This window comes from Mucilaginibacter gossypii, from assembly GCF_900100945.1.
Classification (GTDB): domain Bacteria; phylum Bacteroidota; class Bacteroidia; order Sphingobacteriales; family Sphingobacteriaceae; genus Mucilaginibacter; species Mucilaginibacter gossypii.
On record NZ_FNCG01000012.1, the window covers coordinates 197,200 to 223,808 of the forward strand.

Annotated in this window: 29 protein-coding genes; 4 read left to right on the top strand and 25 right to left on the bottom strand. The window is 42.2% G+C overall.

All coding sequences use genetic code 11. The features are described 5' to 3' along the window. Position 1: 1 nt before the first annotated feature. The 25 genes from BLS28_RS20730 to BLS28_RS20855 form a co-directional block, all read right to left on the bottom strand. On the bottom strand, positions 2–1,783 hold the full coding sequence (locus BLS28_RS20730; RefSeq protein WP_091171935.1) for an NRDE family protein: 1,782 nt from the start codon (positions 1,781–1,783) through the stop codon (positions 2–4). After that, positions 1,771–2,271: a hypothetical protein gene (locus tag BLS28_RS20735; protein WP_091171936.1), complete on the bottom strand. Its 501-nt coding sequence runs from the start codon at positions 2,269–2,271 to the stop codon at positions 1,771–1,773. The genes BLS28_RS20730 and BLS28_RS20735 overlap by 13 nt, the downstream gene beginning before the upstream one ends. A gap of 33 nt (positions 2,272–2,304) precedes the next feature. Continuing rightward, on the bottom strand, positions 2,305–2,703 hold the full coding sequence (locus BLS28_RS20740) for a DoxX family protein (RefSeq protein WP_091171939.1): 399 nt from the start codon (positions 2,701–2,703) through the stop codon (positions 2,305–2,307). Positions 2,704–2,733: 30 nt separating this feature from the next. Continuing rightward, entirely contained in the window at positions 2,734–3,417 is a 684-nt protein-coding gene (locus tag BLS28_RS20745) for a phosphopantothenoylcysteine decarboxylase domain-containing protein (protein ID WP_091171940.1), read from the bottom strand. Positions 3,418–3,573: 156 nt separating this feature from the next. After that, entirely contained in the window at positions 3,574–4,017 is a 444-nt protein-coding gene (locus tag BLS28_RS20750; RefSeq protein WP_091171942.1) for a YHS domain-containing (seleno)protein, read from the bottom strand. A 44-nt stretch (positions 4,018–4,061) separates the two neighbouring features. Continuing rightward, positions 4,062–4,532 carry a YHS domain-containing (seleno)protein gene (locus tag BLS28_RS20755; protein ID WP_091171945.1) on the bottom strand — a complete coding sequence of 157 codons (471 nt, stop codon included), beginning with the start codon at positions 4,530–4,532 and terminating at the stop codon, positions 4,062–4,064. A 168-nt stretch (positions 4,533–4,700) separates the two neighbouring features. Further along, positions 4,701–5,927: an RNA polymerase sigma factor gene (locus tag BLS28_RS20760; RefSeq protein ID WP_091171947.1), complete on the bottom strand. Its 1,227-nt coding sequence runs from the start codon at positions 5,925–5,927 to the stop codon at positions 4,701–4,703. 164 nt (positions 5,928–6,091) lie between these two features. After that, positions 6,092–6,445 carry a YciI family protein gene (locus BLS28_RS20765; RefSeq protein ID WP_091171949.1) on the bottom strand — a complete coding sequence of 118 codons (354 nt, stop codon included), beginning with the start codon at positions 6,443–6,445 and terminating at the stop codon, positions 6,092–6,094. A 155-nt stretch (positions 6,446–6,600) separates the two neighbouring features. Further along, a complete protein-coding gene (locus BLS28_RS20770; RefSeq protein WP_091171951.1) occupies positions 6,601–6,801 on the bottom strand; it encodes a hypothetical protein in 201 nt (66 codons plus the stop codon). A 7-nt stretch (positions 6,802–6,808) separates the two neighbouring features. Then, positions 6,809–7,123 (bottom strand): hypothetical protein, encoded by a 315-nt coding sequence (locus BLS28_RS20775; protein WP_143020833.1) that lies wholly within the window; start codon positions 7,121–7,123, stop codon positions 6,809–6,811. Positions 7,124–7,296: 173 nt separating this feature from the next. Then, positions 7,297–7,602 (bottom strand): 30S ribosomal protein S10, encoded by a 306-nt coding sequence (rpsJ, locus tag BLS28_RS20780; protein ID WP_022830652.1) that lies wholly within the window; start codon positions 7,600–7,602, stop codon positions 7,297–7,299. 174 nt (positions 7,603–7,776) lie between these two features. After that, positions 7,777–9,888, bottom strand: coding sequence for an elongation factor G (fusA, locus tag BLS28_RS20785; protein ID WP_091171954.1), 2,112 nt, complete (start codon positions 9,886–9,888; stop codon positions 7,777–7,779). Between the two features lie 109 nt (positions 9,889–9,997). Beyond that, positions 9,998–10,465: a 30S ribosomal protein S7 gene (rpsG, locus tag BLS28_RS20790; RefSeq protein WP_022830654.1), complete on the bottom strand. Its 468-nt coding sequence runs from the start codon at positions 10,463–10,465 to the stop codon at positions 9,998–10,000. Between the two features lie 19 nt (positions 10,466–10,484). Next, positions 10,485–10,898, bottom strand: coding sequence for a 30S ribosomal protein S12 (gene rpsL, locus BLS28_RS20795; protein WP_073405808.1), 414 nt, complete (start codon positions 10,896–10,898; stop codon positions 10,485–10,487). 165 nt (positions 10,899–11,063) lie between these two features. Then, positions 11,064–11,804, bottom strand: a complete 741-nt coding sequence (locus BLS28_RS20800) for a hypothetical protein (RefSeq protein WP_091171957.1) — start codon at positions 11,802–11,804, stop codon at positions 11,064–11,066. A gap of 149 nt (positions 11,805–11,953) precedes the next feature. Further along, entirely contained in the window at positions 11,954–12,643 is a 690-nt protein-coding gene (locus BLS28_RS20805; RefSeq protein WP_091171959.1) for a hypothetical protein, read from the bottom strand. Positions 12,644–12,892: 249 nt separating this feature from the next. Further along, positions 12,893–13,075: a hypothetical protein gene (locus BLS28_RS20810; RefSeq protein ID WP_090530234.1), complete on the bottom strand. Its 183-nt coding sequence runs from the start codon at positions 13,073–13,075 to the stop codon at positions 12,893–12,895. A 133-nt stretch (positions 13,076–13,208) separates the two neighbouring features. Then, positions 13,209–13,415 (bottom strand): cysteine-rich CWC family protein, encoded by a 207-nt coding sequence (locus tag BLS28_RS20815; RefSeq protein WP_091171961.1) that lies wholly within the window; start codon positions 13,413–13,415, stop codon positions 13,209–13,211. Between the two features lie 162 nt (positions 13,416–13,577). Then, positions 13,578–15,950 carry a ribonucleoside-diphosphate reductase subunit alpha gene (locus tag BLS28_RS20820; protein ID WP_091171962.1) on the bottom strand — a complete coding sequence of 791 codons (2,373 nt, stop codon included), beginning with the start codon at positions 15,948–15,950 and terminating at the stop codon, positions 13,578–13,580. Between the two features lie 147 nt (positions 15,951–16,097). Continuing rightward, on the bottom strand, positions 16,098–17,072 hold the full coding sequence (locus BLS28_RS20825) for a ribonucleoside-diphosphate reductase small subunit (RefSeq protein ID WP_090530224.1): 975 nt from the start codon (positions 17,070–17,072) through the stop codon (positions 16,098–16,100). 560 nt (positions 17,073–17,632) lie between these two features. After that, positions 17,633–18,049, bottom strand: coding sequence for a methionine-R-sulfoxide reductase (locus tag BLS28_RS20830; protein ID WP_431200945.1), 417 nt, complete (start codon positions 18,047–18,049; stop codon positions 17,633–17,635). Positions 18,050–18,238: 189 nt separating this feature from the next. Beyond that, positions 18,239–18,781 (bottom strand): RBBP9/YdeN family alpha/beta hydrolase, encoded by a 543-nt coding sequence (locus tag BLS28_RS20835; RefSeq protein ID WP_091171967.1) that lies wholly within the window; start codon positions 18,779–18,781, stop codon positions 18,239–18,241. A 64-nt stretch (positions 18,782–18,845) separates the two neighbouring features. Further along, positions 18,846–19,310, bottom strand: a complete 465-nt coding sequence (locus BLS28_RS20840; protein WP_091171969.1) for an SRPBCC family protein — start codon at positions 19,308–19,310, stop codon at positions 18,846–18,848. A 99-nt stretch (positions 19,311–19,409) separates the two neighbouring features. Then, positions 19,410–20,846, bottom strand: a complete 1,437-nt coding sequence (gene asnS / locus BLS28_RS20845; protein WP_091171971.1) for an asparagine--tRNA ligase — start codon at positions 20,844–20,846, stop codon at positions 19,410–19,412. A gap of 452 nt (positions 20,847–21,298) precedes the next feature. Further along, positions 21,299–21,790, bottom strand: coding sequence for a DUF6252 domain-containing protein (locus BLS28_RS20855; RefSeq protein WP_090530207.1), 492 nt, complete (start codon positions 21,788–21,790; stop codon positions 21,299–21,301). 112 nt (positions 21,791–21,902) lie between these two features. On the opposite strand from BLS28_RS20855, the gene BLS28_RS20860 reads away from it, so the two are divergent. The 4 genes from BLS28_RS20860 to BLS28_RS20875 all read left to right on the top strand — a co-directional run bounded on the left by BLS28_RS20860 (position 21,903) and on the right by BLS28_RS20875 (position 26,551). Further along, positions 21,903–22,772, top strand: a complete 870-nt coding sequence (locus BLS28_RS20860) for a DMT family transporter (protein ID WP_091171974.1) — start codon at positions 21,903–21,905, stop codon at positions 22,770–22,772. 388 nt (positions 22,773–23,160) lie between these two features. Next, a complete protein-coding gene (dnaG, locus tag BLS28_RS20865; protein WP_091171975.1) occupies positions 23,161–25,104 on the top strand; it encodes a DNA primase in 1,944 nt (647 codons plus the stop codon). Next, positions 25,104–25,472, top strand: coding sequence for a YraN family protein (locus BLS28_RS20870; protein WP_091171976.1), 369 nt, complete (start codon positions 25,104–25,106; stop codon positions 25,470–25,472). Before dnaG ends, BLS28_RS20870 begins: the two co-directional genes overlap by 1 nt. Before the next feature lie 5 nt (positions 25,473–25,477). Next, a complete protein-coding gene (locus tag BLS28_RS20875) occupies positions 25,478–26,551 on the top strand; it encodes a glutaminyl-peptide cyclotransferase (RefSeq protein WP_256337499.1) in 1,074 nt (357 codons plus the stop codon). The last annotated feature ends 58 nt before the right edge of the window (positions 26,552–26,609 follow it).

Consider the following 26,609-nt stretch of genomic DNA (forward strand, 5'->3'; position numbering starts at 1 on the left):
GTCACGATACCAGCTTTAAGTATTCGGTGTTATTTTTAAGCATGGTAATGCCTTGCTTATGAGTCATGTAATTAATGCTTTTTTGTTGTTTATTAAGTTTGCTTACGCGATAAAGGAGCTTCCAATGCCTGATGATCTCGTACCAGGCGAAGAATATTGAATGTTTGGGATCGTAAATATGAGTTGGTTCGCTGCCGGCACCGTTCAGTTCTATGATGGATAGATTTTTGCCGCGGCATAGCTCATCCCAGGTGTTATACATTACATCCAGCCGGCCAAAATAAAATCCGGGGATCTGGCGGCATATGTCATCTATCGCATCCGTCAATTCATCGGTAATAAGATGACTAAGGTCAATGAATTTAGCACCCCGGGCATGGTTACCATAAGGCACCAGCGTTTTTGATTTGCCAATAGGTAAAACCTGTTTCAGTTCATCACCATAGGTGTCTATCAATACAGGCAGTTGCAGCAGGTAGCGGGGCTCTTTGATAATGAGCTCCATCATGGTATGTTTGCCATCGCCGGTTAGGGCTAAAAACTCCTTGCCAACTATACCGGTTACCTGGCCTTTGGCTTCGCCCGGTAAGCGGTAGTAAAATATGCCTACTTCGCTTTTGTACTTAATATATTCCTGCACCAGGAAATCAACCCTGATTTGTTGGGTATATTCCAGCAATTCTACTTCGTTATGCACCAGTTTGACCTGTACACCCCTGCCTCCAATATCCGGTTTGGCGATTAAGGGGAAGTCGAAATTTTTATCCTTTATGACCGATTTGATCTGCCTAAAGTCTGTTTTTGTTTTAAAGAGGATGGTTTTTGGATAATATTGTTGGGGGATGAGGTTATAAATACTGGCTTTGCTTTCCAATGTAAAACCACCATTTTCGATCAGTGGATTAGCCGTGCTGAAAAAGAAAAATGAACGAGCCTTAAAACTCAACCAGAACCAATAAAACATAACAGGTGCGTAAAACATATTGAGCGACCAGTATTCCCAATTAAAAAGCCTGATTAAAAATCTTCTTAAGCCAAAAAAACGGGGCAATACAACAGGTCTGTTGCTATCAGCTTCTATAGCAAGATCATGCACATATTCATTGCCATCTCTCAAATCATGATAGGTCATGGTAATGTTTTGCAGACTGACGTTGATGTTGGTAACACTTACCGTTTTCATTTTACCGCTACGGTTTATTACCAATGCGTCGGTATCATCACCTTCGCCAGCATGGTGATGAAAATACATGATATCTTCCACCTGATCCGGATTGGCTGATTTACACCAGTTATTAAACCAATTGACACGTTTGGCGGCTGCCACCTCATCATACAAAGTAGCCGACGACCAGATATGTGCGTCCTTGCCATCCAGCAATTTAATATGTTTCCGCTCGCCGTCCCAGCGGCACTCATATAAACTGCCTTGTGCATAAAGCACTAAAGTGAAGGGCTCAACAGCTATAAGATCAATGTCCTGATAAAAAAGGAAAGGGTTCTGTGCATTGATAATATCCATTAGTACCAGCCCACGGCTGGTTTTATAGGGAGGTACGGCCGTATGTTTTACAAAAGCTCCATTTAACAATACAACAGTGTCGCCATTGTTTTTGGTGGCTATCCAGCTGCCGTTGCGGTCGGCGTCTTTTGGGTACAATAGGGTGTAATTGCCATTTTGATATTTGCGTGGTGCTATGGCCTGCTTGCGGTTAACGTTTTCATCGCGGTTGGAGGTAAGCTGGAACCCGCTTTTTGTAGGGATATAGGTTACTGTGCACATGCCTTACGGTACTTAAGTGTTGACGCGGCAACGCCAAATTCATCAGGAATAACCACATCCGATACCGCGTTTACGCCAATACGGATCAGGGCCATATGATGAACGGTATGTTCCAGGTTATAAACCAGCTCGCGGTAGTAATTTGAAAATACCTGTGCCGAATGTGCTTCGCCTTCGCCGTATTCGGCTTGTAGCAATAATTGTTTATCAGGCTTTTGAACGTTTGCTTCTACCTGGCGAATGGTTGTGACGGCGAAATCTTTATCAGCTTCAATGGCTTTATTGCGGACGCGTTTATCATAATCAACCATGCCGGTTTCGTAACCTTTATTCAATTCAATAAAGAACTCAAGAATATGACGGGTATGCTGGCCGATACTTGATTGCGACAGCAGTTTTACCGGTTGGGTGTATTGTAAAGGACTTAATTCGTCAATTACATATTGTAGCTGCTCCAGCAGGTTGGAGATAGGTTCTTTCAATTGCATGATGCTAATTATTAGCAGTGGTTTTTAATTTTATTAATGAAGAAGAGGGATGAGGTTTAAAACCTCTTTCCTGAAAATGTAAAGCAGTATGGCTGATGTTGCGAACACGATAGTTGCCAGTATAAAAAGCTGACCGCCATCGCCCTGTACTACGATTCCCAGTTTGGTAAGATGAAAAAATATGGCACCGGCCATTAACCCTACAGCTATCAAAGCGCCTATGCCGGTAGTGCGGGGGATAATGATCAGTATGGCGGCTACCAGTTCCATGCTGCCAATGCCAATCCTGCCCCAGGGTTCCATACCCAGTTTGGTAAATATGTAAACCGACTCGGGGGCAGCGGTGAATTTGAAGAACAAGGTTTGTAACATGATGATGGCTGCTACAAGGCGCAGGGCCCAAACAAGTATGTTAAATTGTGTGTAAGTCATGATATTGAGTGGTGTGTTTGCTGAAAATATTTATGCTTGTACAGGCGCTTGCAGTCTTTGGCTCACTTTGATGGCGGCCATAACAATATCCCGGGCTACCTCTGCTTTGCTTTTAAGCGGGTATGCCTGGAACAGGAAATCGCGGTTGATGACCGTGATCTTGTTTGTGTCGTACCCAAATGTTGCGCCTTCGTCCTGTACAGAATTGAGCACCACCAAATCGAGATTTTTACTGTATAGTTTTTTGAGCGCGTTTTGCTCCTCATCGTTAGTTTCAAGAGCGAAGCCGATTGATACCTGATCCTTGCGCTTGATCTTACCGAACTCAAAGGCGATGTCGACATTTTTAACCATTTGCAGGCTAAACTCCTGGGTCGATTTTTTCATTTTTTGAGCGTATATCTGTGCCGGTTTATAATCGGCCACTGCTGCGGCGAAGATTGCTATCCGGGCTACGGGGAAATATTGTTGACAGGCCGCATACATTTCATCAGCCGAATCAACATGGATAACTCTGAGGCTGCTGTGAGATAAACTGATATTTACCGGCCCCGAAACTAAAATCACCTCAAAGCCCTGATCTAAAAAAGCCCCGGCAATGGCATAACCCATTTTGCCCGACGAATGGTTGCTAATGAAACGTACCGGATCGATAGCTTCGCGGGTGGGGCCGGCGGTGATTAACACTATGGGTTTGTTGTGTGTGGTTTTCATATTGTTTGGTGGTGTTTCTTGAAAGCATGGGCTTGCATGATTCCCCTCTTGAGAGGGGCGGAGGGGGGCAGCCTTGAAAAGCGTACTGCATAAACACCCCCCTTCCGTCGCACCTTGCCTTCGCGCCGCCTCTCAAGAAGGGATTTTGAATTGCTTTTACTTTTGCCCCTTTACCTCGGGCCATTTTTCATCGGCCACTTTAATGAGGTTTGCCTGGTCTTTGGTCCACAGTTCTTTTACCTTATCGTTGTAGTTGAAATAAAGCTTATCGTTCAGTACCGTCCAGGTATCAGTTTGGGTAGGGGCTTTGTGACCTTGTGAAGTGCCATAAGCGCAGTAACCGCCGTACTGTGGGGCATACTTTTCAGGGTCGGCTTTAAACGCTTCGAGGTTTTCATTGCTGGAGAAGAGCCAGGTAGCTTCTTTCCATTTGTATTGAAATTTGTCTGAGCCTTTTACCGGTTTCGATTCTTTGAAAAATGCAACCGGATCATAGCCTTTAATAGCCTTGCCGCCCGGAGCAAATATTTCTGATTGCTGGGCATAGGTTTGAACTGCGGTAACAAATGCGAGTGCCGCGATAATTAATAAACGTTTCATTTTTTTGATTTTAGATTGATTTATAATTGATTATTAAAAGCTGTTTATCGGATGGTTTTAGCCCAGTTGGCATCGGCTTTGGTTTTGAGGTTAGCCTCGTCCTTATCCCAGGATTTTTTTGTATTATTAAAAAACTTGTTGTAAAACAGGTACAGCTTGTTATTAACGAGTTTGAAGGTCTTGGGATCTATCTCTACTTTTTCGCCTTTAGCGCCCATGGCATAAGCGCACCAGCCGCCGTATTGTGGTTCGTATTTAGCAGGATCGACTTTAAATAAGTCCCTGTCCTGAGTGGAAGCGAAGTAATAAATAACGCCATCGTTTGCAAGGGAGATTTCTTTTTTGCCCTCTACGGCTTTTTGCTGAGTGAAGTAAGCTACAGGATCATAGCCTTCGAGCGCCAAGTCTGTTTTATCTAAATTGAACTGCTTTTTACGAACGTTTGTCTGGCTTTGTGCCGAAGCCATGCTTACAACAAATACAGTAGCTAAGAATAAATTGAATAATTTTTTCATGATTGTGTTAAACTTGATGTTTGGTTTTTCCTCCTTTGTCGGGGCGGACTATCAAACCTTACAGCGAATCAGAAAAATATTTAAACAGGGGAGCGAAGCGATTTATAAAGGAAATGAAATAGGTTTAAATTTTGTTTATCGGTCGTTTTTTGCTGATCTGGGCTGGTGTTAATTCTGAAGTTTATCTATTTTGCTTTGAATAAGGGTGTTATCAGCAGGCGTTTTTATCAGCGTTAGTGCTTGCTCAAAGTTTAGTTTTGCCCGTTCATTGTCAATGCCGGTGTATAGTTCGCCAAGCAGGGTATAGTAAAACTGGTTTCCGGTGAGTTTCAATTTTTCTGCCTCACTAATGGCTTCTTCGGGGCTGTTGGCTCTGGCAAGCGCAAAGGTGCGGTTGAGTGCCGCTATAGGTGAGTAGGCTATTTGCAGCAGGCGATTATAAAGCTGCAATATGTTTTCCCATTTTTGTTTGGAATCGGTTTTTTGGGTATGCCAATAGGCTATACTGGCTTCAATGTGATATTTTGATAATTGAGTGCCGGTGGTGGCTAGGTTTAAATAAAAGGCACCTTTGGCTATAAGGTCATAGTTCCAGAGGTTGGTGTCCTGATCTTCATATAAAATTAGTCCGCCGTTTTGATCTGTGCGGGCTTCAAACCTCGAGGCATGAAAATACATGAGCGAAAGCAATGCGTTAACCGGCGGTTTGTTGGTGCCTTCGTTTTCAATAAGCATGTGGCAAAGGCGCATGGCCTCAAAGCAAAGGTCTTTACGCAGAACCTGGTTATCACTAACAGAATAATAACCCTCGCTAAACAACAGATAAATAGTGGTGAGCACGTTTTCGAGCCGGTTATCAATTTCAGCCGGACCAGGCATTTGGATTTCTATTTTTTCATTGCGGATTTTTTCCTTAGCCCTGAACAGGCGTTTGTTAATGGTTTCTTTATTGGTCAGGAATGCTTCGGCTACTTCATCAATTCCGAAACCGCAAAGTATGCGTAACGAAAGTCCGATCTGTGCCTCGGGAGGGATAGCAGGATGACAGATTGCAAACATCATTTGCAACTGGCTGTCGGTGATGTTTTGGAGCGAAAGATCGATTTCCGGTTCATAGGTCTCCGCGGTTTGAATTTCCGTGGATATTTTGTTTTCAAAAATGCTATTACGTTGTAAATGATTTTTCGCCTTGTTTTTGGCTACGCTATAAAGCCAGGCGGTTGGGTTAGGCGGGATGCCTTTATAACTCCAGGCCTGGGCTGCGGTAAGGAAGGTATCGCTGGCGATGTCTTCGGCAGTTTCCATCTGATCAAACCCAAAGCGGCGGCACAGCACCGATACTATTTTGCGGTACTCGGTGCGGAATAGATGGGGAATGATTTCGGGGTTTTGCATGGGGCAAATGGAAAAATGTCATTGCGAGTGATAGCGCGGCAATCTCGTAGCTGTGCTTCGCCGCTTTGCATATCTCGCAGGCATAACTACGGGATTGCCACGTTGCGCCGGATACTCTTTTGCCCGAGCTGCTCCCCGCAATGACATGATTTATAAAATTATTCTTAATGCACCCCGTCATTTTTGGCAACCTTCCGTACTTCAACGGTATTACCATCGCCCTGCAAAACAGGGCAGCCTTTGGCAAACTCCACAGCTTCTTCAACAGATTCGGCTTTTACAGTGATTAAGCCGCCGATCGTTTCTTTGATCTCGCCAAAAGGACCGTTGGTAACTACGCCACCGTGACCTACAATTTTGGCATCGGCAAAAGGCAAACCAGTGCCACTCACAAATTTGTTTTGAGCAGCTATGCCGCCAATCCAGTCCATAGTTTGTTTCATCCAGATTTGGATCTGTTCGGGAGAAGCCACTTTGGTGCCGTCCTCGTGCCTGAAAATTAAAACGAATTCGTCCATCTTTTTAAATTTTAAAGGTTAATAAATATATGAATTACACCTCTATATCAAATGGAAATGGCTAAATAGGACAGGGCGGGTAATATTTATTTTGAATTTGAGATGTTCAATTTCGGAGTTTTTCTGAACCCGGGTAATTTCAAAAATCAGAAAGTTTATGTGATAGATAATCGCTTTTTAAATTCCAGGAAACAAACAGTTCGCCCTTCGGCAATATCTGTCTGACTTTTAGCAATCCTTTCCAAAACCCACAATGGTAAAATCTCATCTGATTTATAGTCAAGCTGCTTGGCATCAGGAGACGATGCCTGGGCTTTATTTTCTTTACCTATTATATTTGTTGTGTCAGCTTTCATCGCTTTATTATTTGATTTTAGCAATTATACCATAACATGTTTTCTTGATTGTACAATCGTATTTGAGATCGCCAATTGCTCCTGTTACTCCATCGGTTTCATAGGGACTTACAAGTACAGAATCGGAAGGGACAGTATTTTGAGTATAACACGGACCGCCTATGCGGATTGTATCGGTTTTATTAACAATGATTATGGTGTTGGCATGTATATGAACATATCCGCAATATCCCTTTGTATGTAATATAACTAGTCCTTTTATGGGTTGGGTTAATTTGAAGTATTGCCACTTTGCTTTACATTTATCAACAGTTTTTGCCATTTTGTGTATTTTACGCTGTGTTGAGCAGCTAAAACTTAATAGCATAATTGCCAATAAAAAAAGGAAACTTCGCATAACTAAATGTAAAATTTATAAACCAAAAAAGACCATCCGCGTATGCAAATGGTCTTTTTATTTTTTGATCCCACACCTTTCAGTGGGCCGGTCGTCTATCAAACTTTGATCTCAACCTCAACACCGCTTGGCAATTCAAGCTTCATCAGGGCATCTACAGTTTTTGAGTTAGAGCTGTAAATGTCTAATAAGCGCTTGTATGAGCAAAGTTGGAATTGCTCACGTGCTTTTTTGTTTACGTGTGGTGAACGTAATACGGTGAAGATTTTCTTTTCGGTTGGTAACGGAAGTGGTCCGCTAACTACAGCGCCTGTTGGCTTTACTGTTTTTACGATTTTCTCGGCAGATTTGTCTACCAGGTTGTAATCGTAAGATTTCAATTTGATCCTAATTCTTTGGCTCATTGTTAATTAATTTTTGTGATTTCACCGATTAAAGTGATTTCACTGATTTGATTTGACCAACCATAAGAGCTATTTATTATGGCTGATCGGGTTATTATTATTTGAAAATTTGAAGATGAGGCAATTTGATAACGTAATTTTCAAATTATCAAATCGCCCAATCTTCAAATTAAATTAGTCGATAGCAACTTGTTTGCGGCCTTTTGATTTGGCAACAACTTCGTCCTGTACGTTACGAGGTGCATCAGAGTAGTGGTCAAACTCCATAGTTGAAGTTGCACGGCCTGAAGTGATAGTACGTAATTGAGTTACATAACCAAACATTTCAGAAAGTGGTACCATAGCTTTGATTACCTGTGAGCCGTTACGGGTGTCCATACCTTGCAGCTGGCCACGACGACGGTTCATGTCACCGATAACGTCACCCATGTTTTCTTCAGGGGTTAGGATTTCGATTTTCATGATTGGCTCAAGCAATACCGGTTTACATTTTGGCAATGCTTCGCGGTAAGCAGAACGTGCAGCAATCTCGAATGATAACGCGTCCGAATCGACTGCGTGGAATGAACCATCAATCAAACGAACTTTTAAGCTTGTAAGTGGGTAGCCTGCAAGTACACCATTGTCCATAGCGGCTTTGAAACCTTTTTCTACAGATGGGATAAACTCACGTGGGATTGAACCACCAACAATCTCGTTAACAAACTGCAAGCCTTCTTTGTTATCGTCGGCTGGAGAGATAACAACCTGAATATCCGCGAATTTACCACGACCACCAGTTTGTTTCTTGTAAGTTTCACGGTGTTGGATAGTGCCGGTGATAGCTTCTTTGTAAGCTACCTGAGGAGCACCCTGGTTAACTTCCACTTTAAACTCGCGTTTTAAGCGGTCCATCAAAATATCCAGGTGTAACTCACCCATACCAGAGATAACTGTTTGACCAGTATCTTGATCTGTTTGTACCCGGAAAGTTGGATCCTCTTCTGCCAGTTTACCTAAAGCGATACCTAATTTATCAACGTCGGCCTGAGTTTTAGGCTCAATTGCCAAACCGATAACCGGCTCAGGGAATACCATCGACTCAAGAACCAACTGATGTTTCTCGTCGCAAAGGGTATCACCTGTTTTGATATCTTTAAAGCCTACTACCGCAGCAATATCACCTGCACCCACGTTAGGGATAGGGTTTTGCTTGTTAGCATGCATCTGGAAGATACGGCTGATACGCTCTTTGCTTTCTGAACGCATGTTGTACACGTATGAACCAGCATCAAGGTTACCAGAGTAAACACGGATGAAGCATAAACGACCTACAAACGGGTCGGTAGCAATTTTAAATGCTAATGCTGCAAATGGTTCTTTTACATCTGGTTTAACCAAAATTTCGGCACCCGTATCAGGGTTAGTACCAACAACACCTTTTGAATCAAGAGGTGAAGGCATTAACTCCATTACATAGTCAAGCATGGTTTGTACACCTTTGTTTTTGAAAGATGAACCGCAAGTCATCGGAACGATTTTGCCGGCCAAAGTAGCCTGACGTAAAGCGTCTAATACTTCGCGCTCAGTGATGGTTGTAGGATCTTCAAAGAATTTCTCCATTAAAGAGTCATCAAACTCAGCAACTGCTTCCAATAATTTCTCTCTCCACTCTGTAGCTTCGTCAAGCATATCGGCAGGGATTGGAACTTCGGTAAAGGTCATACCTTTATCATGTTCATTCCAAACAATACCACGGAAGTTGATCAAATCAACCACACCTTTAAACTGGTCTTCAGCACCGATAGGCAACTGCAATGGGATAGCAACGCTGCCCAACATTTCTTTAACCTGTTTTACCACATTAAGGAAATCGGCACCAGAGCGGTCCATTTTGTTAACGAAACCAATACGCGGAACGTTGTAGTTGTTAGCCAAACGCCAGTTAGTTTCTGACTGAGGCTCAACACCATCAACCGCGCTGAATAAGAACACCAAACCATCAAGTACACGTAATGAACGGTTTACCTCCACGGTAAAGTCCACGTGACCCGGGGTATCAATGATGTTCATGTGATAGTTATGGTTACGATATTTCCAGTTTACGGTTGTTGCAGCCGAAGTGATGGTGATACCACGTTCCTGCTCCTGGGCCATCCAGTCCATGGTAGCGGCACCTTCGTGTACCTCACCAATTTTGTGGCTTACACCAGCATAGTAAAGGATACGCTCGGTAGTGGTAGTTTTACCAGCATCAATGTGAGCGGCAATACCAATGTTTCTTGTATATTTTAGATCTCTTGACATTTTATTTGTTTTGTGATTTCACCTGATCCGTTAATAATTACACCGATTAAAAAGTGTAAACGTAAATAATCGGTGTAATCTTATTATTAAATCGGTGTAATCTAAATTTTTAGAACCTGAAGTGTGAGAACGCTTTGTTAGCCTCAGCCATTTTGTGCGTATCTTCTTTCTTCTTAACAGCGGCACCTTCGCCTTTTGCAGCAGAGATGATTTCGCCTGCTAATTTCTCCATCATGGTTTTTTCACCACGACGACGTGCATAGCTGATTAACCATTTCATACCCAAAGCTATTTTACGCTCAGGACGAACCTCTGTAGGTACCTGGAAGTTAGCACCACCTACACGGCGGCTTTTTACTTCAACAGCAGGCATTACATTGTTTAAAGCTTTTTTCCAGGTTTCTAAGCCGTTTTCGCTTGTTTTTTTCTCAACAATTTCAACAGCGTTGTAAAAAATAGAGTATGCGGTTGATTTTTTACCATCATACATCATGTTGTTTACAAACCTTGTTACCAAAGTATCATTGAACTTTGGATCAGGAAGGATAATTCTCTTTTTTGGTTTTGACTTTCTCATTGCTTTCTATCCTCCTTAATTATTTCTTTTTACCTTTTGTTGGCGCTGCTGCTACCTGACCTGGTTTAGGACGTTTGGTACCATATTTTGAACGACGTTGGTTACGGCCAGCTACACCTGATGTATCCAGTGCACCACGGATGATGTGGTAACGTACACCCGGTAAGTCTTTAACACGACCACCACGGATCAAAACGATAGAGTGCTCCTGTAAGTTGTGACCTTCACCTGGGATGTAAGCGTTTACTTCTTTACCGTTGGTTAAGCGCACACGGGCAACTTTACGCATTGCTGAGTTTGGTTTTTTAGGGGTAGTGGTGTACACACGGGTGCACACGCCTCTTCGCTGTGGACAGCTGTCCAACGCTGGTGACTTACTCTTGTCAACCAGAGCTACTCTACCTTTTCTAACTAATTGCTGAATAGTAGGCATTTCTTGCTTTTTTGTCTAATTATTTTATCCCGCATTTCGGGACTGCAAAAGTACGAACATTATTTTTGATTTTCAAGTAGTTGTGTGAAAGTTTTTTTGAGGGGAAGAAGTTGAGGGTGTGGTGGTTGGAATTTTGTTTTTGCTATATAGCAAGCCGGGTGTATATTAGTCAATAGGCGGCGGGGGAAGTAACGTGACACTAATATTACTTGGTTCTAATCCGAAAAACTTATCGCCTCTTGTAAAGATCATGTCAGGACACTGATCAAGCAGCCTGTTGAAAAGCGCATTGTGTACTCTGGTTTTATCAGTATAATTATCATGTGTGTACAAGCCTTCAATTGAACATTGCGTTATATAAAAAGGGACAAATTTGTGACCCGGAAATTGCTCTTGTATTGATTTCATTATAAAGTTGAACCCGGTTTCAAATTCCTGATAAGGGGAAGCCGTTACCACATTAATGGCGCTATAGTCAATTTCCCTTTGAAACCTGTCGTCATAGGCAGGTACCGAAGTTTCGTCAATCCCAAAAATTGAAAACAGAGGAGCAAGCATGCTTATTGAAAAAACTAACTTTTTTGTATGATTAAACGATTTATAGTTATTGCGTTGAATGATCATCTCGCCGCTGAATGCTATTTCATGGGGCAAGGCAGTATTGTGGATTTTTTTTGTTGTGTCAGTTTTTAGCTTTTTTAAAAAATCAGTCCAAGGTTTAAATGATTTTTTATAGTTGGTCATATTCTCTTCTACAATTTTTGTTAGTTCAATGATTCCGGGGTATTCTGCATAAACAGGATCAAGATTGTTAACTCCGATTGGATAATACTTTTTAATAACCCCGGAGATTTCGGCAACCAGTTTATTAGGAGAGTTTGTATCTAACACGAAATTATTCAACATAAAGTGCTTGGGTTAACATTAATAACGAGGTACATGAAGTTGATGAATATATTGAACTGCCCCAAAAAAGGGCCGGACACCGATGTAACCAGGTTTAGGTGACAGCGGGCCGGCCCGTAATACTTTATATATTGAATTAATAAGGGAGTTTATTCTTTTACCTTATTCCAGGTGTCGCGGTTAAAAGCCAATACTTTAGTAGGGTTACCGCTTGCATCTTTGGTGAATTTTAACGGGAAGCCAAAAGCTTGATTTAAAAATAACACTTCAGACAAGGGTTTAAAATTGATTTCCTTGCCATCCCATGATTGTTTGAGCGTTAATCCGTCGGGTATCGCGGTTATAGTCAGAAAAAGATCAGCCCTCTCATCCGATTGATATTTGCCCGCCAAAACTTTTATTTGTTCGGGTTTCAGTTGTACCTCTTTAGGTGGAGTATAGCTGTTTATCTTTGCCCATATTTGCCTGCCACCTAAAGTGATCTGGTTTATTTCGCCGGCTTCATTCTTTGAAAATACAACAGGGATCTTTTCATCGCCGTCATCATCTAAAAGTTCAAATTCCAGGTCTGATTTGCGGGTTAAAGTTAGTTTTTGATCTCCGCCAAGCTGTTGGGCAATTAGTTTATCACCATCTGCTGTTACTTTATATACTCTATACTCGTTATCCTTTTGCTGATAAATGCCTTCAAAAGCTTTGAGCTGGGTATCTGCAATAATTATTGTTGGGGACTTTGCCACTTTTGCGATAACCGGTGCAATGCCCGGGCCGGTTAAAGCAACTACAGCTATAAATGCAAACCTGCATATATAGCCCGTGATAATTTTAATGCTGGTCATTTTTGATAGGTTTATAATGTTGAACCAAATCTACGAAAAATGATTTTGGAAAATCAAATTTTACAGAATTAAATTTTGGTGATATTTATTTTTATTGTTTTAAATTCTGATTTTTATCTATTTTTCATTTTAAACCATAATAAAATTCTGCGCTGAATAAATCAGATGAGCATAAAAAGAGCGCCGGTAAAACCAGCGCCCTCTTTCATCACTCACTAAACTACTTATGGAAAACTTAAATTAAAAACATTAATAACCGCGGTCGTGATAATGACCGTGATCGTCACCGTCATGGTAGCCATTATTATACCCGTTGTTATAGCCGTTACGGTACCTGTGATGGTGACCATAATCTTCACGAACAACGCAACCTGAGGTTACAGATACTACTGCTGATATTAATAGTGCCAAAGCAACAAATTTCCTTTTCATGGTATAAAATCTTTAATCATCATCTATATTGAAGATGTACACATATATGACTGATGGAAATGGAAAAGGATTAATCGGGGATTAATTTGGAGAGAAGAGAACTATTTGTTGTCAATGATGCTGGTTATAATCATCAAACCAACCCCATGCTTTCTCTATACTCTTGCTGAATAATGAGCAGGCAATTGGCGCACAAACACCCGTCATACAGCTCGCTCACATATTGTACCTCGTTAATAGTAAGCTGCACAGTACTGCACTGGCACTTGGTGAATGAATTGGCTTTACATTCAAAAGGTGTTTTGCAGCGTTCGCAACGGATGATTTCGTGTTTGGGCATCTCTTTAGTCCATAGCTAATGGTCCATAGACCATAGAAAAGGTTTGCTAAAATATGGAATGTAGCAGTGACTTATTAAATATAACTGTCATTAAATAAAAAGTCCATGAACTATAGCTTTGTAGCTATGGTCCATGGACTATCATCTATCGACTAAAAAAACTTATGCAGAGCAAGTCACGCAGCCTTCTTCCATTGAGCAGGTTGGGCCTGCCGGAATTTCGTCGGCAACGGCGTCAACAACGGCCGGGATAACCGGATCCATGTTTTTACCGCCCTGGTTTTCAACTGTAAATTTAACTGCTTGTGATGCTGCTTGTGTACGCAGGTAGTACATGCCTGTTTTCAAGCCTTTTTTCCATGCGTAGAAATGCATTGAAGTAAGTTTAGAAGCGTTTGGTGAGTTGATGAACAGGTTCAATGATTGCGACTGGCAAATGTACGCGCCCCTGTCGGCAGCCATATCAATAATGCTGCGCATTTTGATCTCCCAAACAGTTTTGTACAATGCTTTGATATCAGCAGGAATCTCAGCTATTTCCTGGATTGAACCGTTTGCGCTGATGATCTTATCTTTCATGCTGGTGCTCCACAAACCAAGGTTTACTAAGTCACGCAGCAAATATTTGTTTACTACAATGAATTCACCACTTAATACACGGCGGGTGTAAATGTTTGAAGTATAGGGTTCAAAGCATTCGTTGTTACCTAAAATCTGTGATGTTGAAGCAGTTGGCATCGGTGCAACTAATAATGAGTTGCGTACGCCGTGGTTCATTACATCTAAACGCAGGTTTTCCCAATCCCACCTGCCGCTTTCTGGTTTTACACCCCACAGATCGAACTGGAATTTACCTTGTGACAATGGTGAGCCTTTGAATGTTTCATAAGCACCATCTTTTATAGCCATATCTTTTGAAGCTGTCATTGCTGCAAAGTAGATGGTTTCGAAGATCTCGATGTTTAGTTTTTTAGCTTCATCGCTTTCAAACGGCATACGCAGTTGAATGAAAGTATCAGCCAAGCCCTGTACACCTAAACCAATAGGACGGTGACGCAGGTTTGAGTATTCAGCTTCTTTAACCGGGTAGTAGTTACCATCAATGATCCTGTTAAGGTTGATAGTTGCCTGGTAAGTTACTTCGTACAGTTTATCATGATCAAAAGCACCATTGTTGATGTAACGTGGTAATGCTAATGAAGCCAGGTTACAAACAGCTACCTCGTTTGCATCGGTATACTCGATGATCTCGGTGCAAAGGTTTGAGCTTTTAATGGTACCCAGGTTTTGCTGGTTTGATTTACCGTTAGCCGCATCTTTATATAATAAGTATGGCGTACCGGTTTCAACCTGTGCATCAAGCACTGCAAACCAAAGTTCCTGTGCTTTTACTGTACGACGCTGACGGCCTTCTTTTTCGTATTTAATGTACAGCTCTTCAAATTCTTTGCCCCAGCAATCGGCTAAGCCTGGTGCTTCGTGCGGGCAAAATAAGCTCCAATCCTCATTGGCTTCAACGCGCTGCATGAACAGGTCTGATACCCAAAGGGCATAGAACAAGTCGCGGGCACGCATTTCTTCTTTACCGTGGTTTTTACGCAGATCAAGGAATTCAAAGATATCGGCATGCCATGGCTCTAAGTAAACGGCGAAAGCGCCTTTACGTTTACCACCGCCCTGATCAACATAACGTGCGGTATCATTAAATACACGCAGCATTGGGATAATACCATTGCTGGTACCGTTAGTGCCGCTGATGTATGAACCTGTAGCCCTTACGTTGTGGATACTTAAACCGATACCACCCGCGCTTTGCGAAATTTTAGCAGTTTGTTTTAATGTATCATAGATACCCTCAATGCTATCATCTTTCATGGTTAACAAAAAGCATGATGACATTTGAGGTTTTGGTGTACCTGCATTAAACAAAGTTGGTGTAGCATGGGTAAACCAACGCTCGCTCATTAAATGGTAGGTTTTGATAGCGCTCTCGATATCGTTTTTGTGGATACCTACAGATACACGCATAAATAAATGCTGCGGGCGCTCGGCAATTTTACCGTCGATCTTTAACAGGTATGATTTTTCGAGGGTTTTGAAACCGAAGTAATCAAAGCCAAAGTCGCGGTCATAAATGATGGTGCTGTCAAGCAGTTCCGCGTTTTCTTTAATCACTTCATAAACGTCGTCAGCGATAAGCGAGGCATCTTTACCTGTTTTCTTGTCAACATACTCATGCAGGAGGCGCATGGTTTCCGAAAACGATTTGATGGTGTTTTTGTGCAGGTTTGATACCGCGATACGCGAAGCCAGCAAAGCATAATCAGGGTGCTTGGTGGTTAATGACGCGGCGGTTTCGGCAGCCAGGTTATCCAGCTCGGAGGTGGTTACGCCATCAAATAAACCTTCAATTACCTTTTTAGCCACATCAATGGGGTCAACTAATTGAAACCCATAGCACAGTTTTTCAATACGTGCGGTGATCTTGTCAAATTTTACGGATTCTCTTCTTCCGTCTCTTTTTACTACGAACATTTTGCCCCTCCTTTTGCCCCGTTAAAAGCGAAGCTTTTTTAGTTAATATTATTGTGATTTGATTATTTTCTGAACCTTGATTTTTTTTGATTTTGGGATTGGCCTGAGACTACCTAACCTCTAATCACCAATCTCTAACCTCTTCAATTAAAAATCATCATCAAGCGAAAAGCTTTTGCTTTCGGCCGATGCATTCAGTACACCACTTTTTTGATAATCGCCTACACGCTTTTCAAAAAAGTTGGTTTTGCCCTGTAACGAGATCATTTCCATGAAATCGAACGGATTGGTTGCGTTATAGAATTTATCGTACCCAAGTTCGCTCAGCCACCTGTCGGCCACAAACTCAATGTACTGGCTCATTAGCTTGGCATTCATTCCTATCAGGTTAACCGGTAATGCCTCGGTTATAAATTCTTTTTCTATCTCTACCGCATCGGTAATGATCTTGGTAACCTGTTCCTGCGGTAGTTTGTTTTCAAGCATGCCATATAATAAGCAGGCAAATTCGCAGTGCGAACCTTCATCGCGCGAGATCAGCTCATTGCTGAAAGTTAAGCCCGGCATCAGGCCGCGTTTTTTAAGCCAGAATATGGAGCAAAAGCTGCCTGAAAAGAAGATCCCTTCAACCGCCGCGAATGCAACCAAACGCTCGGCAAAGTTGCCGTTGTTGATCCATTTTAGCGCCCATTCGGCTTTTTTGCCAACACATGGTACGGTTTCAATAGCATGGAAAAGGCGATCTTTCTCGGTCGGATCTTTTACGTAGGTGTCTATCAGCAGGGCATAGGTTTCAGAGTGGATGTTTTCCATCATGATCTGGAAACCGTAAAAGCAGCGTGCTTCGGGCAATTGTACTTCGCTCATGAAGTTTACCGCCAGGTTCTCGTTCACGATACCATCGCTTGCGGCAAAAAAAGCGAGTACATGCGAGATAAAATGTTTCTCGCCCGAATTAAGACTTTCCCAATGTTTGATATCGTCCGATAGGTCGATTTCCTCGGCGGTCCAGAAGCTGGCCTCCGCTTTTTTATACATCTCCCAAATTGCGGGATACTTAATGGGAAGGATAACAAACCGGTCCTTGTTTTCCCGTAGTAATAATTCGTTTTCCAAACTCATTGGTGTCTACTTTTTTAGTTTCTTTCTTTAATCAGGTATTCAGACACGAAAGCAAGCCCTACTTTTCAATAAAGCTTTAAATTTTGATGCCTTCGGGTTTACTCCTTAGCAACTGTATTGTGTAACTTTCTGACAGCCAGTTATTTAATTAGAAGTTGACGAGTGCTTCTGGCTGCCGGCTGAATGCCTTTTTTATTACCTTGCTGAGCAAAGTTAATGTTTGAGTTGTGTAGTTGTGAATGATAGTTTTTCACAAACCCCCGAGTTATCCACACTTTATCGGCACTTGTTATATTGATGAAAAATTAATGGACTTGAAAACAGCCGATTAAAAATTTGATTGAAATTAGCATGCCTTGATACTTGCGGATTACGATAATTTAACATTATAAATTACTTGACTTAACACCGACAATTATTGCCAATAATGAAATGCTTTTGCTTGCAGCAGGTATCAATATTAAAATGCGAAGTTAAAAGGTTGTTGCAAGCCGGTATGTGGAAAACAATTACGCCCGTTAGCCATGAACCAACGGGCGTATTCCTAAAAGTTTTACGAATTATTTTGCGTCCTCAACCGGAACAAATTTCATCGACACTGAATTTACACAATGGCGGGTGTTTTTTGGCGTCATATATTCACCTTCAAACACATGGCCCAGGTGTGCGCCGCAATTTGCACACAGGATTTCTACCCTGCGGCCATCGGCGTCTACTTCGCGGCGAACAGCTCCTTCAATCTCATCGTCAAAACTCGGCCAGCCGCAAAACGACTCAAACTTATCTTCCGATCGATACAGCGGCGCATCACAGCGTTTGCAAACGTATAAACCTTGTGCCTTATTGTTCAGTAACGAGCCGGTGAACGGCCTTTCGGTGCCTTTGTATAATATTACCCTTTCTTCTTCGGGCGTTAATTGATTGTACTCCATATTTTTTGTTGGGGTTACACAAATTTTTTTGATGATTTCACCGATTGGGAAACTCCATCCGGTGTTTTGATCTACTATAAAGATACGACAATTTAGGCCGACATAATGCTTTGCAGGCTGATGTTTACACTGGTTTGACGGGGAGTGGCAGATGTGTTGATGTGCAGATTTCAGATGTGCAGATTGCTGAAAATATATAGCTACCAGGACCACTGAAAGCCTGCGGCAGAAGGTTTAATATCCCGCATCCAGTTTTTTTAACAGTTCGAGGCCTTCATTCCACTCTCCGTAACCCGCTGATACATTGATATGGCCGGCATCGCCAATATTCACAATTTCACTTCCCCAACTGTCTGCAAATAATGAGGCCCGTTCCCTGCTTACATAGAAATCATTGTTACTAAATACGGTTATTGATTTGAATGGTAGCTTGCCTAATGGCATCGGGGTAAAACCACTTGTGCCGGTTGGATAACTATCTGCTTCAGTATCGCTCGGCGCAACCAGTAATACACCCTTTATTGCAATGTTATATTGTTTTGCCCACGAGGCTATGGCTGCACAAGCCAGGCTGTGGCCAACTAAGATTACGTTTTCCGGGTCATAGCGGTTTACATAATCATTTATAGTTTTTATCCAATCGCTGCAAACCGAGGTTTCCCAATCCTGTTGTTCAATACGGGTAAAATTGAACTGTTTTTCCCAAATGCTTTGCCAATGTTGTTGATCTGAATTACCCAATCCCGCGTGTATAAGAATATCAGCGTTGAAAACCATAGTTTCGGTAAGATGTTAAATAACTTAATAATTGAAAGCTCAAGATAGGGATTTTAATCCTCGGTCATGAGTTTGAACGACCTTCAGCCACCTGTTTAATCACTTTATTCCTCTTTACCAACAATTGTGTCATATAGTTAGACAGGAACAGAAAGTTTACCGCTTCTCCCAATATTCCGCCCGGCGATTCGAACGTGAAAATATCCCGCATCATGGTTTGGTTAAGGATAGGATAAAAATAATGCTCATGCGTAAAGTTTTTGAAAGCACCCTCAACCTGGATATCGGTAAAGTAATTTGGATATTCCATTTCAGTGATCTTTGAGGTAAGGTTTTGCCATATGCCGAAATGCTTTGCCCGCCAGGTAACAGTTTCGCCGAGTTCAATCAAGCCGGTTGTACGCCCGGCAATAGCTCGTTCGCCAGTATGTTTTGTTGACTCTACATGTACATCAATGTTACGGGCAATGTCAAACACTCTTTCAACAGGCGCATTAATATGGGTAGCAAGCAGAATTTGTGATGGCATATAGTATAAAAAAGGCTGTCGTTTAGCGACAGCCCAAATATAGTGTTACGCATTACAAATAATCAGCGTAATCATCAAAATAAAAAAAACAATCAACGGTTAAAATTCCGCATTCTTGGGGAATCTCGGGAAGGGGATTACATCGCGGATGTTGCCCATGCCGGTAACAAACAGCACCAACCGCTCAAAGCCTAAACCAAAGCCGGCATGCGGACAAGAGCCGAAACGGCGGGTATCCAAATACCACCAAAGTTCTTCGGTAGGGATGCCCATTTCGTTCATGCGCTGCTCAAGCTTGTCTAAACGTTCTTCACGCTGTGAACCACCTACAATTTCGCCAATGCCCGGGAACAGGATGTCCATGGCGCGCACAGTTTTGCCATCGTCGTTCTGGCGCATGTAAAACGCTTTGATCTCCTTTGGATAATCGGTCAGGATCACCGGCTTTTTAAAATGTTTTTCAACCAGGTAGCGCTCGTGCTCACTTTGCAGGTCGGTACCCCAGCCTTCAACAGGATAAACAAACTTTTTCTTTTTGTTTGGGGTAGATTCTTTCAGGATGTCAATCGCCTCGGTATAGGTTAGGCGCTCGAAATCGTTATTTAAGCAAAACTGCAGTTTTTCAAGCAGCGTCATTTCTGAGCGCTCGTTTTGCGGCTTGGTTTTTTCCTCTTCAGTTAAGCGCTGGGTTAAAAATTCAATGTCATCGGCATTTTTATCCAACGCGTATTTGATCACATATTTCAGCATGTCCTCGGCAAGGTCCATGTTGTCAACCAGATCGTTAAAGGCTACTTCCGGCTCAATCATCCAAAACTCGGCCAGGTGGCGTGTGGTGTTTGAATTTTCGGCACGGAAAGTTGGGCCGAAGGTATAAATATCACTCAGGGCCATAGCGCCAAGCTCACCTTCCAACTGACCGGATACGGTTAAGTTAGTGGCACGACCAAAAAAATCCTGTTTGAAATCAATCTCGCCGGTATCAGTTTTCGGAATGTTATCCAGGTCGAAGTTGGTAACGTGAAAAGTCTCGCCCGCGCCTTCAGCATCTGAAGCCGTAATTACAGGGGTATGCAGGTAAACAAAACCCCGTTCCTGGAAAAACTGGTGCACCGCGAATGCCAGGCTGTTACGCACCCTGAAAATAGCGCCAAACGTACTGGTACGGAAACGCAGGTGGGCGTTTTCCCTCAAAAACTCAAGGCTATGCTTTTTAGGCTGGATAGGATATTTTTCAGGATCGCTGTCACCTAAAATCTCAATCTCAGTTGCAACAACCTCAACTGTTTGGCCTTTACCTAAAGATGCTATCAATTTACCCTGAACACTAAGTGCTGCACCAACGGTAATGCGTTTAAGTAATGCCGGGTCGGTATTTTCAAAATCAACAACTACCTGGATGTTATTATTAGTTGAGCCATCATTCAAAGCAATAAAGCGATTTGAACGGAATGCACGCACCCATCCTTTAACTGTTACATCAATTTCGGTTTGCTGGCTTTGCAGCAATGCTTTGATCTTAGTTCGCTGACTCATATCATGTATAATTTTTAGAGTCGCAAAAATACAATTAATTATGAAAGCGCACTTTGAAACATGAGCTAAAAAACATTAGCATGTTAACACGGAAAGATATATCAGGAGAAAAGGGGAAAAGGAAACCAGCGACTAAAAATGTAGCCGGGAACATGAAGTATCCCGGCTATTTCTTTTTGACGCTTACTTGTTTGTAACCATGATTGTGTCACGGAGTAACGTGTTTGTCGTCGCGCCGCCTACCATAATAGTGTCTTTGCTTTTATTCAATGACTGGTTGGTAATGCTTTTTTTTGCACTAACACTGTCTTGTTTTGGGGCTACGCCATTTTTTTGGCAGCCAGCAAATAACAGAAGTGATACTGAGGCGGTTAATAATAGAGCTTTTTTCATAAAACAAATTTACAACTAATACGAATGATAATTAAGCTTAGTTACAATTAATATAAAAGTTAATATTTGAGCTTAGCTTTAAACTTGCCCTCGCTAAAAGTAACCTTGTCCGGATGACTTTCGGTTTGGCTATCAATTACTTTCAGAAAACGTAATTCGAACAATCCCTGCAGTATTTTATCGGCCTGGTTGTATGAAATTATAGTTACCGAACTAAGATGGGTAGGGTCAGGTTTGTATCCGGCTAACGGGGAGCCGTTTTTTGTAATGTGGTAATAGTTTTCGTTTGCTTTGAGGGTATAATACCCAACACCATCAAACACAATTTTAAAACCTACCTGCTCTTCTTCACCTCCAATGGTGCTTTTTGCTGATATGGTAATGGTATCACCCATTATATTCGAACCGGAAGGATTAGCCTCCCATTTGATGTTGTTTTTTTGCGCAAGCATAAAATCGGGTATGACCGGAAAATTACAGCAGTCCTTTTTTTTGCAGGCCGAAAAAAGCAGGGCCACGGCTATGGCTAATATCAAACAGGGATATTTCATTGCTTTACTGATGACAGGTTAATAAATTGTACAGGAAATATAAAGATATTTAAAAGTAAAGCATATTATACGTGGTTTCAGTAAGTTTGCCGCTCATTTTGTTTTATCGCCCATGAATCCCAAATTGAGCCTCGTTATTGGCATTCTATGCATTTCTTTTTCGCCGATATTTGTAAAGCTTGCCGGGGTATCACCAATTGGTTCGGCATTTTACCGGGTGTTTATAGCCTGGATTTGTCTTGCCCCATTTTGTGTATTTAGGCAAAAACTTAAAATAAATAAAAAGCAATTGCTTATTTCCATAGCTGCGGGCATGGTTTTCGCCCTTGATATTGCGGTATGGAATATTTCGCTGTTAAAGATCAGCGCCACTGTATCAACCCTTATTGCCAACCTGGCCCCGGTTTGGGTAGGCCTGATGAGCTTCCTGTTTTTAAGAAAAGGATCAGGTCGGCTATTTTGGATAGGTACGCTCATTGCCATCGCCGGTATGGTTGTTTTGGTAGGTTATGAACATATTTTGCACATGGAACTTAATGCCGGCATACTGCTGGCTATACTCGCCAGTTTTTTTTATGCTACTTATATCATGATCACCAAAAATATTATGGCCGGTATTGATGTGTTTAGTTTTATGTTTTACAGTATGCTGAGCGCCAGTATTTTTTTGCTGGTAGTCAATGGATCTATGCATAACGATATTGTTCATCTTTCTTTAAAAGTTTGGCTTTGCTTTATAGGTATGGGGCTTATTTGCCAGTTAGCAGGCTGGCTAACCATCAATTACTCGTTACGTTATCTGGAACCAACCAGGGTTTCCATTGCCTTATTAAGCCAAACGGTTTTTGCCGGGCTGCTGGCTGCTTTTTTACTGCATGAACGTTTAGGTTTTAATGAGATTGTTGGCAGTATAATTGTATTGGCCGGGATAGCAGTGACCTTTTTAAAACCACGAAATCGAAAAGCGAATACCTTGGTTTAAACGGGTTTAAGCGCAGTACAAATGAAGCTGTATCATATCATGATGTTAATATCTTCAGTTCGCTTCGGTCGCAACGATCGAAGTACGATTGTATAATTTTATTACTTTTTTAATACTTTAGTGGTATTTAATGTAACCCCATTGCTTTATTAAGTAGTTGATTATAAGTTTGCTGTGTTTAAATTATGGAATTTATGTTAACCCTGTTAACCCCTGTCATCGCAGTAATTAAATTGGTATATATCTCAGGATCTTAACTCAAAGCGTTAAACGGTAACTTGTCTCTTAAGGAGATTGAATTTTAAACAGCTCGTTATCAAACAAAACCGTATTTTAACGTTTTCGAATTACGGGCAACGATCTATCTTCCCTACATTTGCTTTAACTCATGATTCAAAAATCCACTATCGACCGTATTATGGAAGCCACCGACATTGTGGAGGTGATAGGGGAATTTGTGCAGTTAAAAAAGCGCGGGGCTAACTACGTAGGCCTTTCGCCTTTCGCGAATGAGCGTACCCCTTCGTTCACGGTATCCCCGGCAAAAGGTATTTTTAAAGATTTCTCAACAGGAAAAGGCGGTTCGGCTGTTACGTTTTTAATGGAGCTGGAAAAGTTCAGCTATCCCGAGGCCTTGAAATGGCTCGCTAAAAAGTACGGCATCGAGGTTGAAGAAACTGTTGAAGTTCCCGAAAACCGCGAGGAGGATCTGCGCCGGGAAAGCCTTATGATCGTATCGGCATTTGCTGCTAAGTTTTTTCACGAGGCCATGCTCGAAACGGAGGAAGGGCAAAGCATCGGTCTCAGTTATTTTAAAGAACGCGGCTTTACTGCCGAAACCATCAAGAAGTTTGAATTGGGTTACTCGCCCGATCAATGGGAAGCTTTTACAGGTGCCGCTATCAGGAACGGCTATAAAGAGCAGTTTCTGGTCGAGAGCGGTCTGTCGGTAAAGCGGGATAACGGGGCCTTGTTCGACAGGTACCGCGGTCGGGTAATGTTCCCGATCCATAGTTTTACCGGCAGGGTAATTGGTTTTGGCGGCCGTACACTAAAAAAAGATAAAAACGTAGCCAAGTATGTTAACTCGCCCGAGTCGGAGATCTACCATAAATCAAATGTACTTTACGGCCTCTACTTCGCTAAAAAGGCTATTCGTGAGCAGGATAACTGTTACCTGGTAGAAGGCTATGCCGATGTACTTTCGGTACACCAGGCGGGGGTTGAAAACGTGGTGGCTTCATCAGGCACATCGCTCACTACTGAGCAGATTAAGCTCATTGCCCGTTTTACTAAAAACATCACCATATTATATGATGGCGACGCAGCCGGGATCAAAGCTTCACTGCGTGGTTTGGATATGATCCTGGAGGAAGGGCTTAATGTAAAAGTAGTGCTGTTTCCGGATGGACATGATCCTGATTCATTTGTACAATCGAAAGGGTCAAGTGCTTTTAAAAAGCACATCGAGGAAAATAAGAAGGACTTTATCCTGTATAAAACCCAGATCCTGCTTAAAGAAGTTGGTAACGACCCGATAAAAAAGGCTGATGTGATCCGTGAGGTTGTTGAAAGTATCGCCAAGATCCCGGATAGCATCAAGGCGTCGGTATTTATAAAGGAGTGTAGCGGCTTATTGCAGATAGACGAGCGCGCCCTTTTATCCGAGCTCAATAAAATGCGCACTGCCAAAGCCAAAAAGGAGGAGCAGCAGCGTCAGCAGCAAAACAACAGGTTTGCCGAAATGCCCGACGAACCCCACTTCTTTGATGAGCCTGTTGAACTTGAGCCACATGTTGCTAAAGACGATGCTTTTCAGGAAAAGGAAATTGTGCGTTTATTGCTGCATTATGGAAGCCGTATGATTGACTGGGACGGTATTGCCAATACCTATATAGGCCCGTTCATTATAGCCGAGTTGAGTGATGTTAGTTTTGATCATCCGGTTTGTAAGCAGATTACCGAAATTTACCGTCGCGAAGTAGAAAACGGTGTACTGCCGGATGAGGCTTATTTTATTCACCATAAGGATAAAGCTATAGTTGATTTAACTATTAACATGTTAGCCAGTAAATATTCGCTCAGTGAAAACTGGTACGAAATGCATAGGATCACGGTGAACGATGAGCAGGTTAATATGAAGGCAACTATTCTTGGTGCGATATTTCACCTTAAAAAGCATAAGGTTGGTAAAATGCTGGAAGACCTGCGAACTCAGCTTCAAAAAGCCGATACCGAGGCCGACCAGGAAATACTGCTTAATCAGTATATGCGTATGAAAAAGGTAGAAAAATCAATATCTGACTTTTTGGGCTCCGTAATCATAAAATAATGGCCCAACACCTTGAACTTGGCCGCACCGGCGAAGCATTAGCCAAAACCCACCTCGAAAAAGCAGGCTACGAAATTCTTGATGAAAACTGGACTTACGGAAAAGCTGAGATAGATATAATTGCTTATAAAGACAAGGTTATTATATTTACCGAAGTAAAAACCCGCACGGGCAATGGCTTTGGAGAACCCGAAGATTTTGTAGATAACCGTAAGCAAAAACTGCTGGCCGAAGCCGCCGATGAATACATCTACCTCATGAACCACCAGGGCGAAGTGCGGTTTGATATCATCGCTATTTTGTTTGACCGCAGTGGAAATTATATACTAAACCATATAGAAGATGCGTTTTGGCCTTCGGCCACATAACACTTATGAATAATAAACTAAAGCTATTTTTTGCCGCCCTTGCCCTAATGGCCTTCGGCTGCAGCTGTAACCATAAACCTGATAGCTCGGCTACAGATTATACTATCACCCCCGACGCCGGTGCAAACTACAAAGCCGGCGATAAGATCGACATCAAAGTAGGCTATCGTACAGGCAGTAAAGTTGATTCGGTAGTTTACCTGCTCGATTCCGTAAAGTTCGCATCCAGTAAGGATACTGCAGGTATCAGTCTTAAAACGGATACCATTGGCCTGGGCATCAGGATAATCACGGCTAAGGTTTATGAAGGCGGTAAAAGCAATGAGGTATCAACCAATGTCTTGTTATTAGCAGCAAAAGCCCCTGCCAGGTACACTTATAAAGTTGAAAAAGTTTTCCCTCATGATACCGCTGCATATACCGAAGGCCTGCAGTATGTTGATGGTGTTTTATACGAAAGTACCGGAGACTATAAACACTCATCCATCCGCAAGGTTGATTTGAATACAGGTAAGGTTTTACAGGAAACCAAGCTTGATGAGAAATATTTTGGTGAAGGCCTCTCGGTTATTGGTGATAAAGTAGTGCAGCTTACCTGGAAGGAAAAGGTAGGGTTTGTGTACGATAAAAATACATTGAAGTTGCTTAACAACTTCACCAACAACGTTGGCCCCGAAGGTTGGGGGATGTGCTATGACGGAACAAAATTATACATGGATGATAGCACCAACCGGATCTGGTTCCTTGACAAGAATGATTATCACCAGATAGGCCACATTGATGTGTGTGACGATAAACAACAGATAGATTCGATAAACGAACTGGAATACATCAACGGTAAGATCTATGCCAACGTTTATCAAACCGATAACATATTGGTGGTCAATCCTAAAACTGGTGCGGTGGAGCAGATAATAGATATGAAAGAGATTTACCCGGTGGCAAGCCGTCCGCAGGACAGGGACTGGAATAATAACGTGCTAAACGGAATTGCCTGGGATGCCAAAGGTCAACGCCTGTTTGTTACCGGTAAAAAATGGCCGCATTTGTACCAGGTTAAGTTTGTGCCGGTTCCGTAAGCCTTGGCCCCTAACAGAACCATAGCTTGAATTAGTATTTTTATAAAGCGAAACGCCC

Coding starts and splice junctions, on each gene's coding strand:
- BLS28_RS20755 (WP_091171945.1), bottom strand. CDS start 4,532: ATGAAAAAATTATTCAATTTATTCTTAGCTACTGTATTTGTTGTAAGC.
- BLS28_RS20735 (WP_091171936.1), bottom strand. CDS start 2,271: ATGCAATTGAAAGAACCTATCTCCAACCTGCTGGAGCAGCTACAATAT.
- fusA (WP_091171954.1), bottom strand. CDS start 9,888: ATGTCAAGAGATCTAAAATATACAAGAAACATTGGTATTGCCGCTCAC.
- asnS (WP_091171971.1), bottom strand. CDS start 20,846: ATGAGTCAGCGAACTAAGATCAAAGCATTGCTGCAAAGCCAGCAAACC.
- BLS28_RS20870 (WP_091171976.1), top strand. CDS start 25,104: ATGGCCCAACACCTTGAACTTGGCCGCACCGGCGAAGCATTAGCCAAA.
- BLS28_RS20810 (WP_090530234.1), bottom strand. CDS start 13,075: ATGAAAAGGAAATTTGTTGCTTTGGCACTATTAATATCAGCAGTAGTA.
- BLS28_RS20825 (WP_090530224.1), bottom strand. CDS start 17,072: ATGAGTTTGGAAAACGAATTATTACTACGGGAAAACAAGGACCGGTTT.
- rpsJ (WP_022830652.1), bottom strand. CDS start 7,602: ATGAGCCAAAGAATTAGGATCAAATTGAAATCTTACGATTACAACCTG.
- BLS28_RS20750 (WP_091171942.1), bottom strand. CDS start 4,017: ATGAAACGTTTATTAATTATCGCGGCACTCGCATTTGTTACCGCAGTT.
- dnaG (WP_091171975.1), top strand. CDS start 23,161: ATGATTCAAAAATCCACTATCGACCGTATTATGGAAGCCACCGACATT.
- BLS28_RS20770 (WP_091171951.1), bottom strand. CDS start 6,801: ATGAAAGCTGACACAACAAATATAATAGGTAAAGAAAATAAAGCCCAG.
- BLS28_RS20730 (WP_091171935.1), bottom strand. CDS start 1,783: ATGTGCACAGTAACCTATATCCCTACAAAAAGCGGGTTCCAGCTTACC.
- BLS28_RS20815 (WP_091171961.1), bottom strand. CDS start 13,415: ATGCCCAAACACGAAATCATCCGTTGCGAACGCTGCAAAACACCTTTT.
- BLS28_RS20775 (WP_143020833.1), bottom strand. CDS start 7,123: ATGGCAAAAACTGTTGATAAATGTAAAGCAAAGTGGCAATACTTCAAA.
- BLS28_RS20740 (WP_091171939.1), bottom strand. CDS start 2,703: ATGACTTACACACAATTTAACATACTTGTTTGGGCCCTGCGCCTTGTA.
- BLS28_RS20860 (WP_091171974.1), top strand. CDS start 21,903: ATGAATCCCAAATTGAGCCTCGTTATTGGCATTCTATGCATTTCTTTT.
- BLS28_RS20840 (WP_091171969.1), bottom strand. CDS start 19,310: ATGCCATCACAAATTCTGCTTGCTACCCATATTAATGCGCCTGTTGAA.
- BLS28_RS20855 (WP_090530207.1), bottom strand. CDS start 21,790: ATGAAATATCCCTGTTTGATATTAGCCATAGCCGTGGCCCTGCTTTTT.
- BLS28_RS20745 (WP_091171940.1), bottom strand. CDS start 3,417: ATGAAAACCACACACAACAAACCCATAGTGTTAATCACCGCCGGCCCC.
- BLS28_RS20760 (WP_091171947.1), bottom strand. CDS start 5,927: ATGCAAAACCCCGAAATCATTCCCCATCTATTCCGCACCGAGTACCGC.
- rpsG (WP_022830654.1), bottom strand. CDS start 10,465: ATGAGAAAGTCAAAACCAAAAAAGAGAATTATCCTTCCTGATCCAAAG.
- rpsL (WP_073405808.1), bottom strand. CDS start 10,898: ATGCCTACTATTCAGCAATTAGTTAGAAAAGGTAGAGTAGCTCTGGTT.
- BLS28_RS20835 (WP_091171967.1), bottom strand. CDS start 18,781: ATGGTTTTCAACGCTGATATTCTTATACACGCGGGATTGGGTAATTCA.
- BLS28_RS20765 (WP_091171949.1), bottom strand. CDS start 6,445: ATGGACGAATTCGTTTTAATTTTCAGGCACGAGGACGGCACCAAAGTG.
- BLS28_RS20805 (WP_091171959.1), bottom strand. CDS start 12,643: ATGACCAGCATTAAAATTATCACGGGCTATATATGCAGGTTTGCATTT.
- BLS28_RS20875 (WP_256337499.1), top strand. CDS start 25,478: ATGAATAATAAACTAAAGCTATTTTTTGCCGCCCTTGCCCTAATGGCC.
- BLS28_RS20820 (WP_091171962.1), bottom strand. CDS start 15,950: ATGTTCGTAGTAAAAAGAGACGGAAGAAGAGAATCCGTAAAATTTGAC.
- BLS28_RS20800 (WP_091171957.1), bottom strand. CDS start 11,804: ATGTTGAATAATTTCGTGTTAGATACAAACTCTCCTAATAAACTGGTT.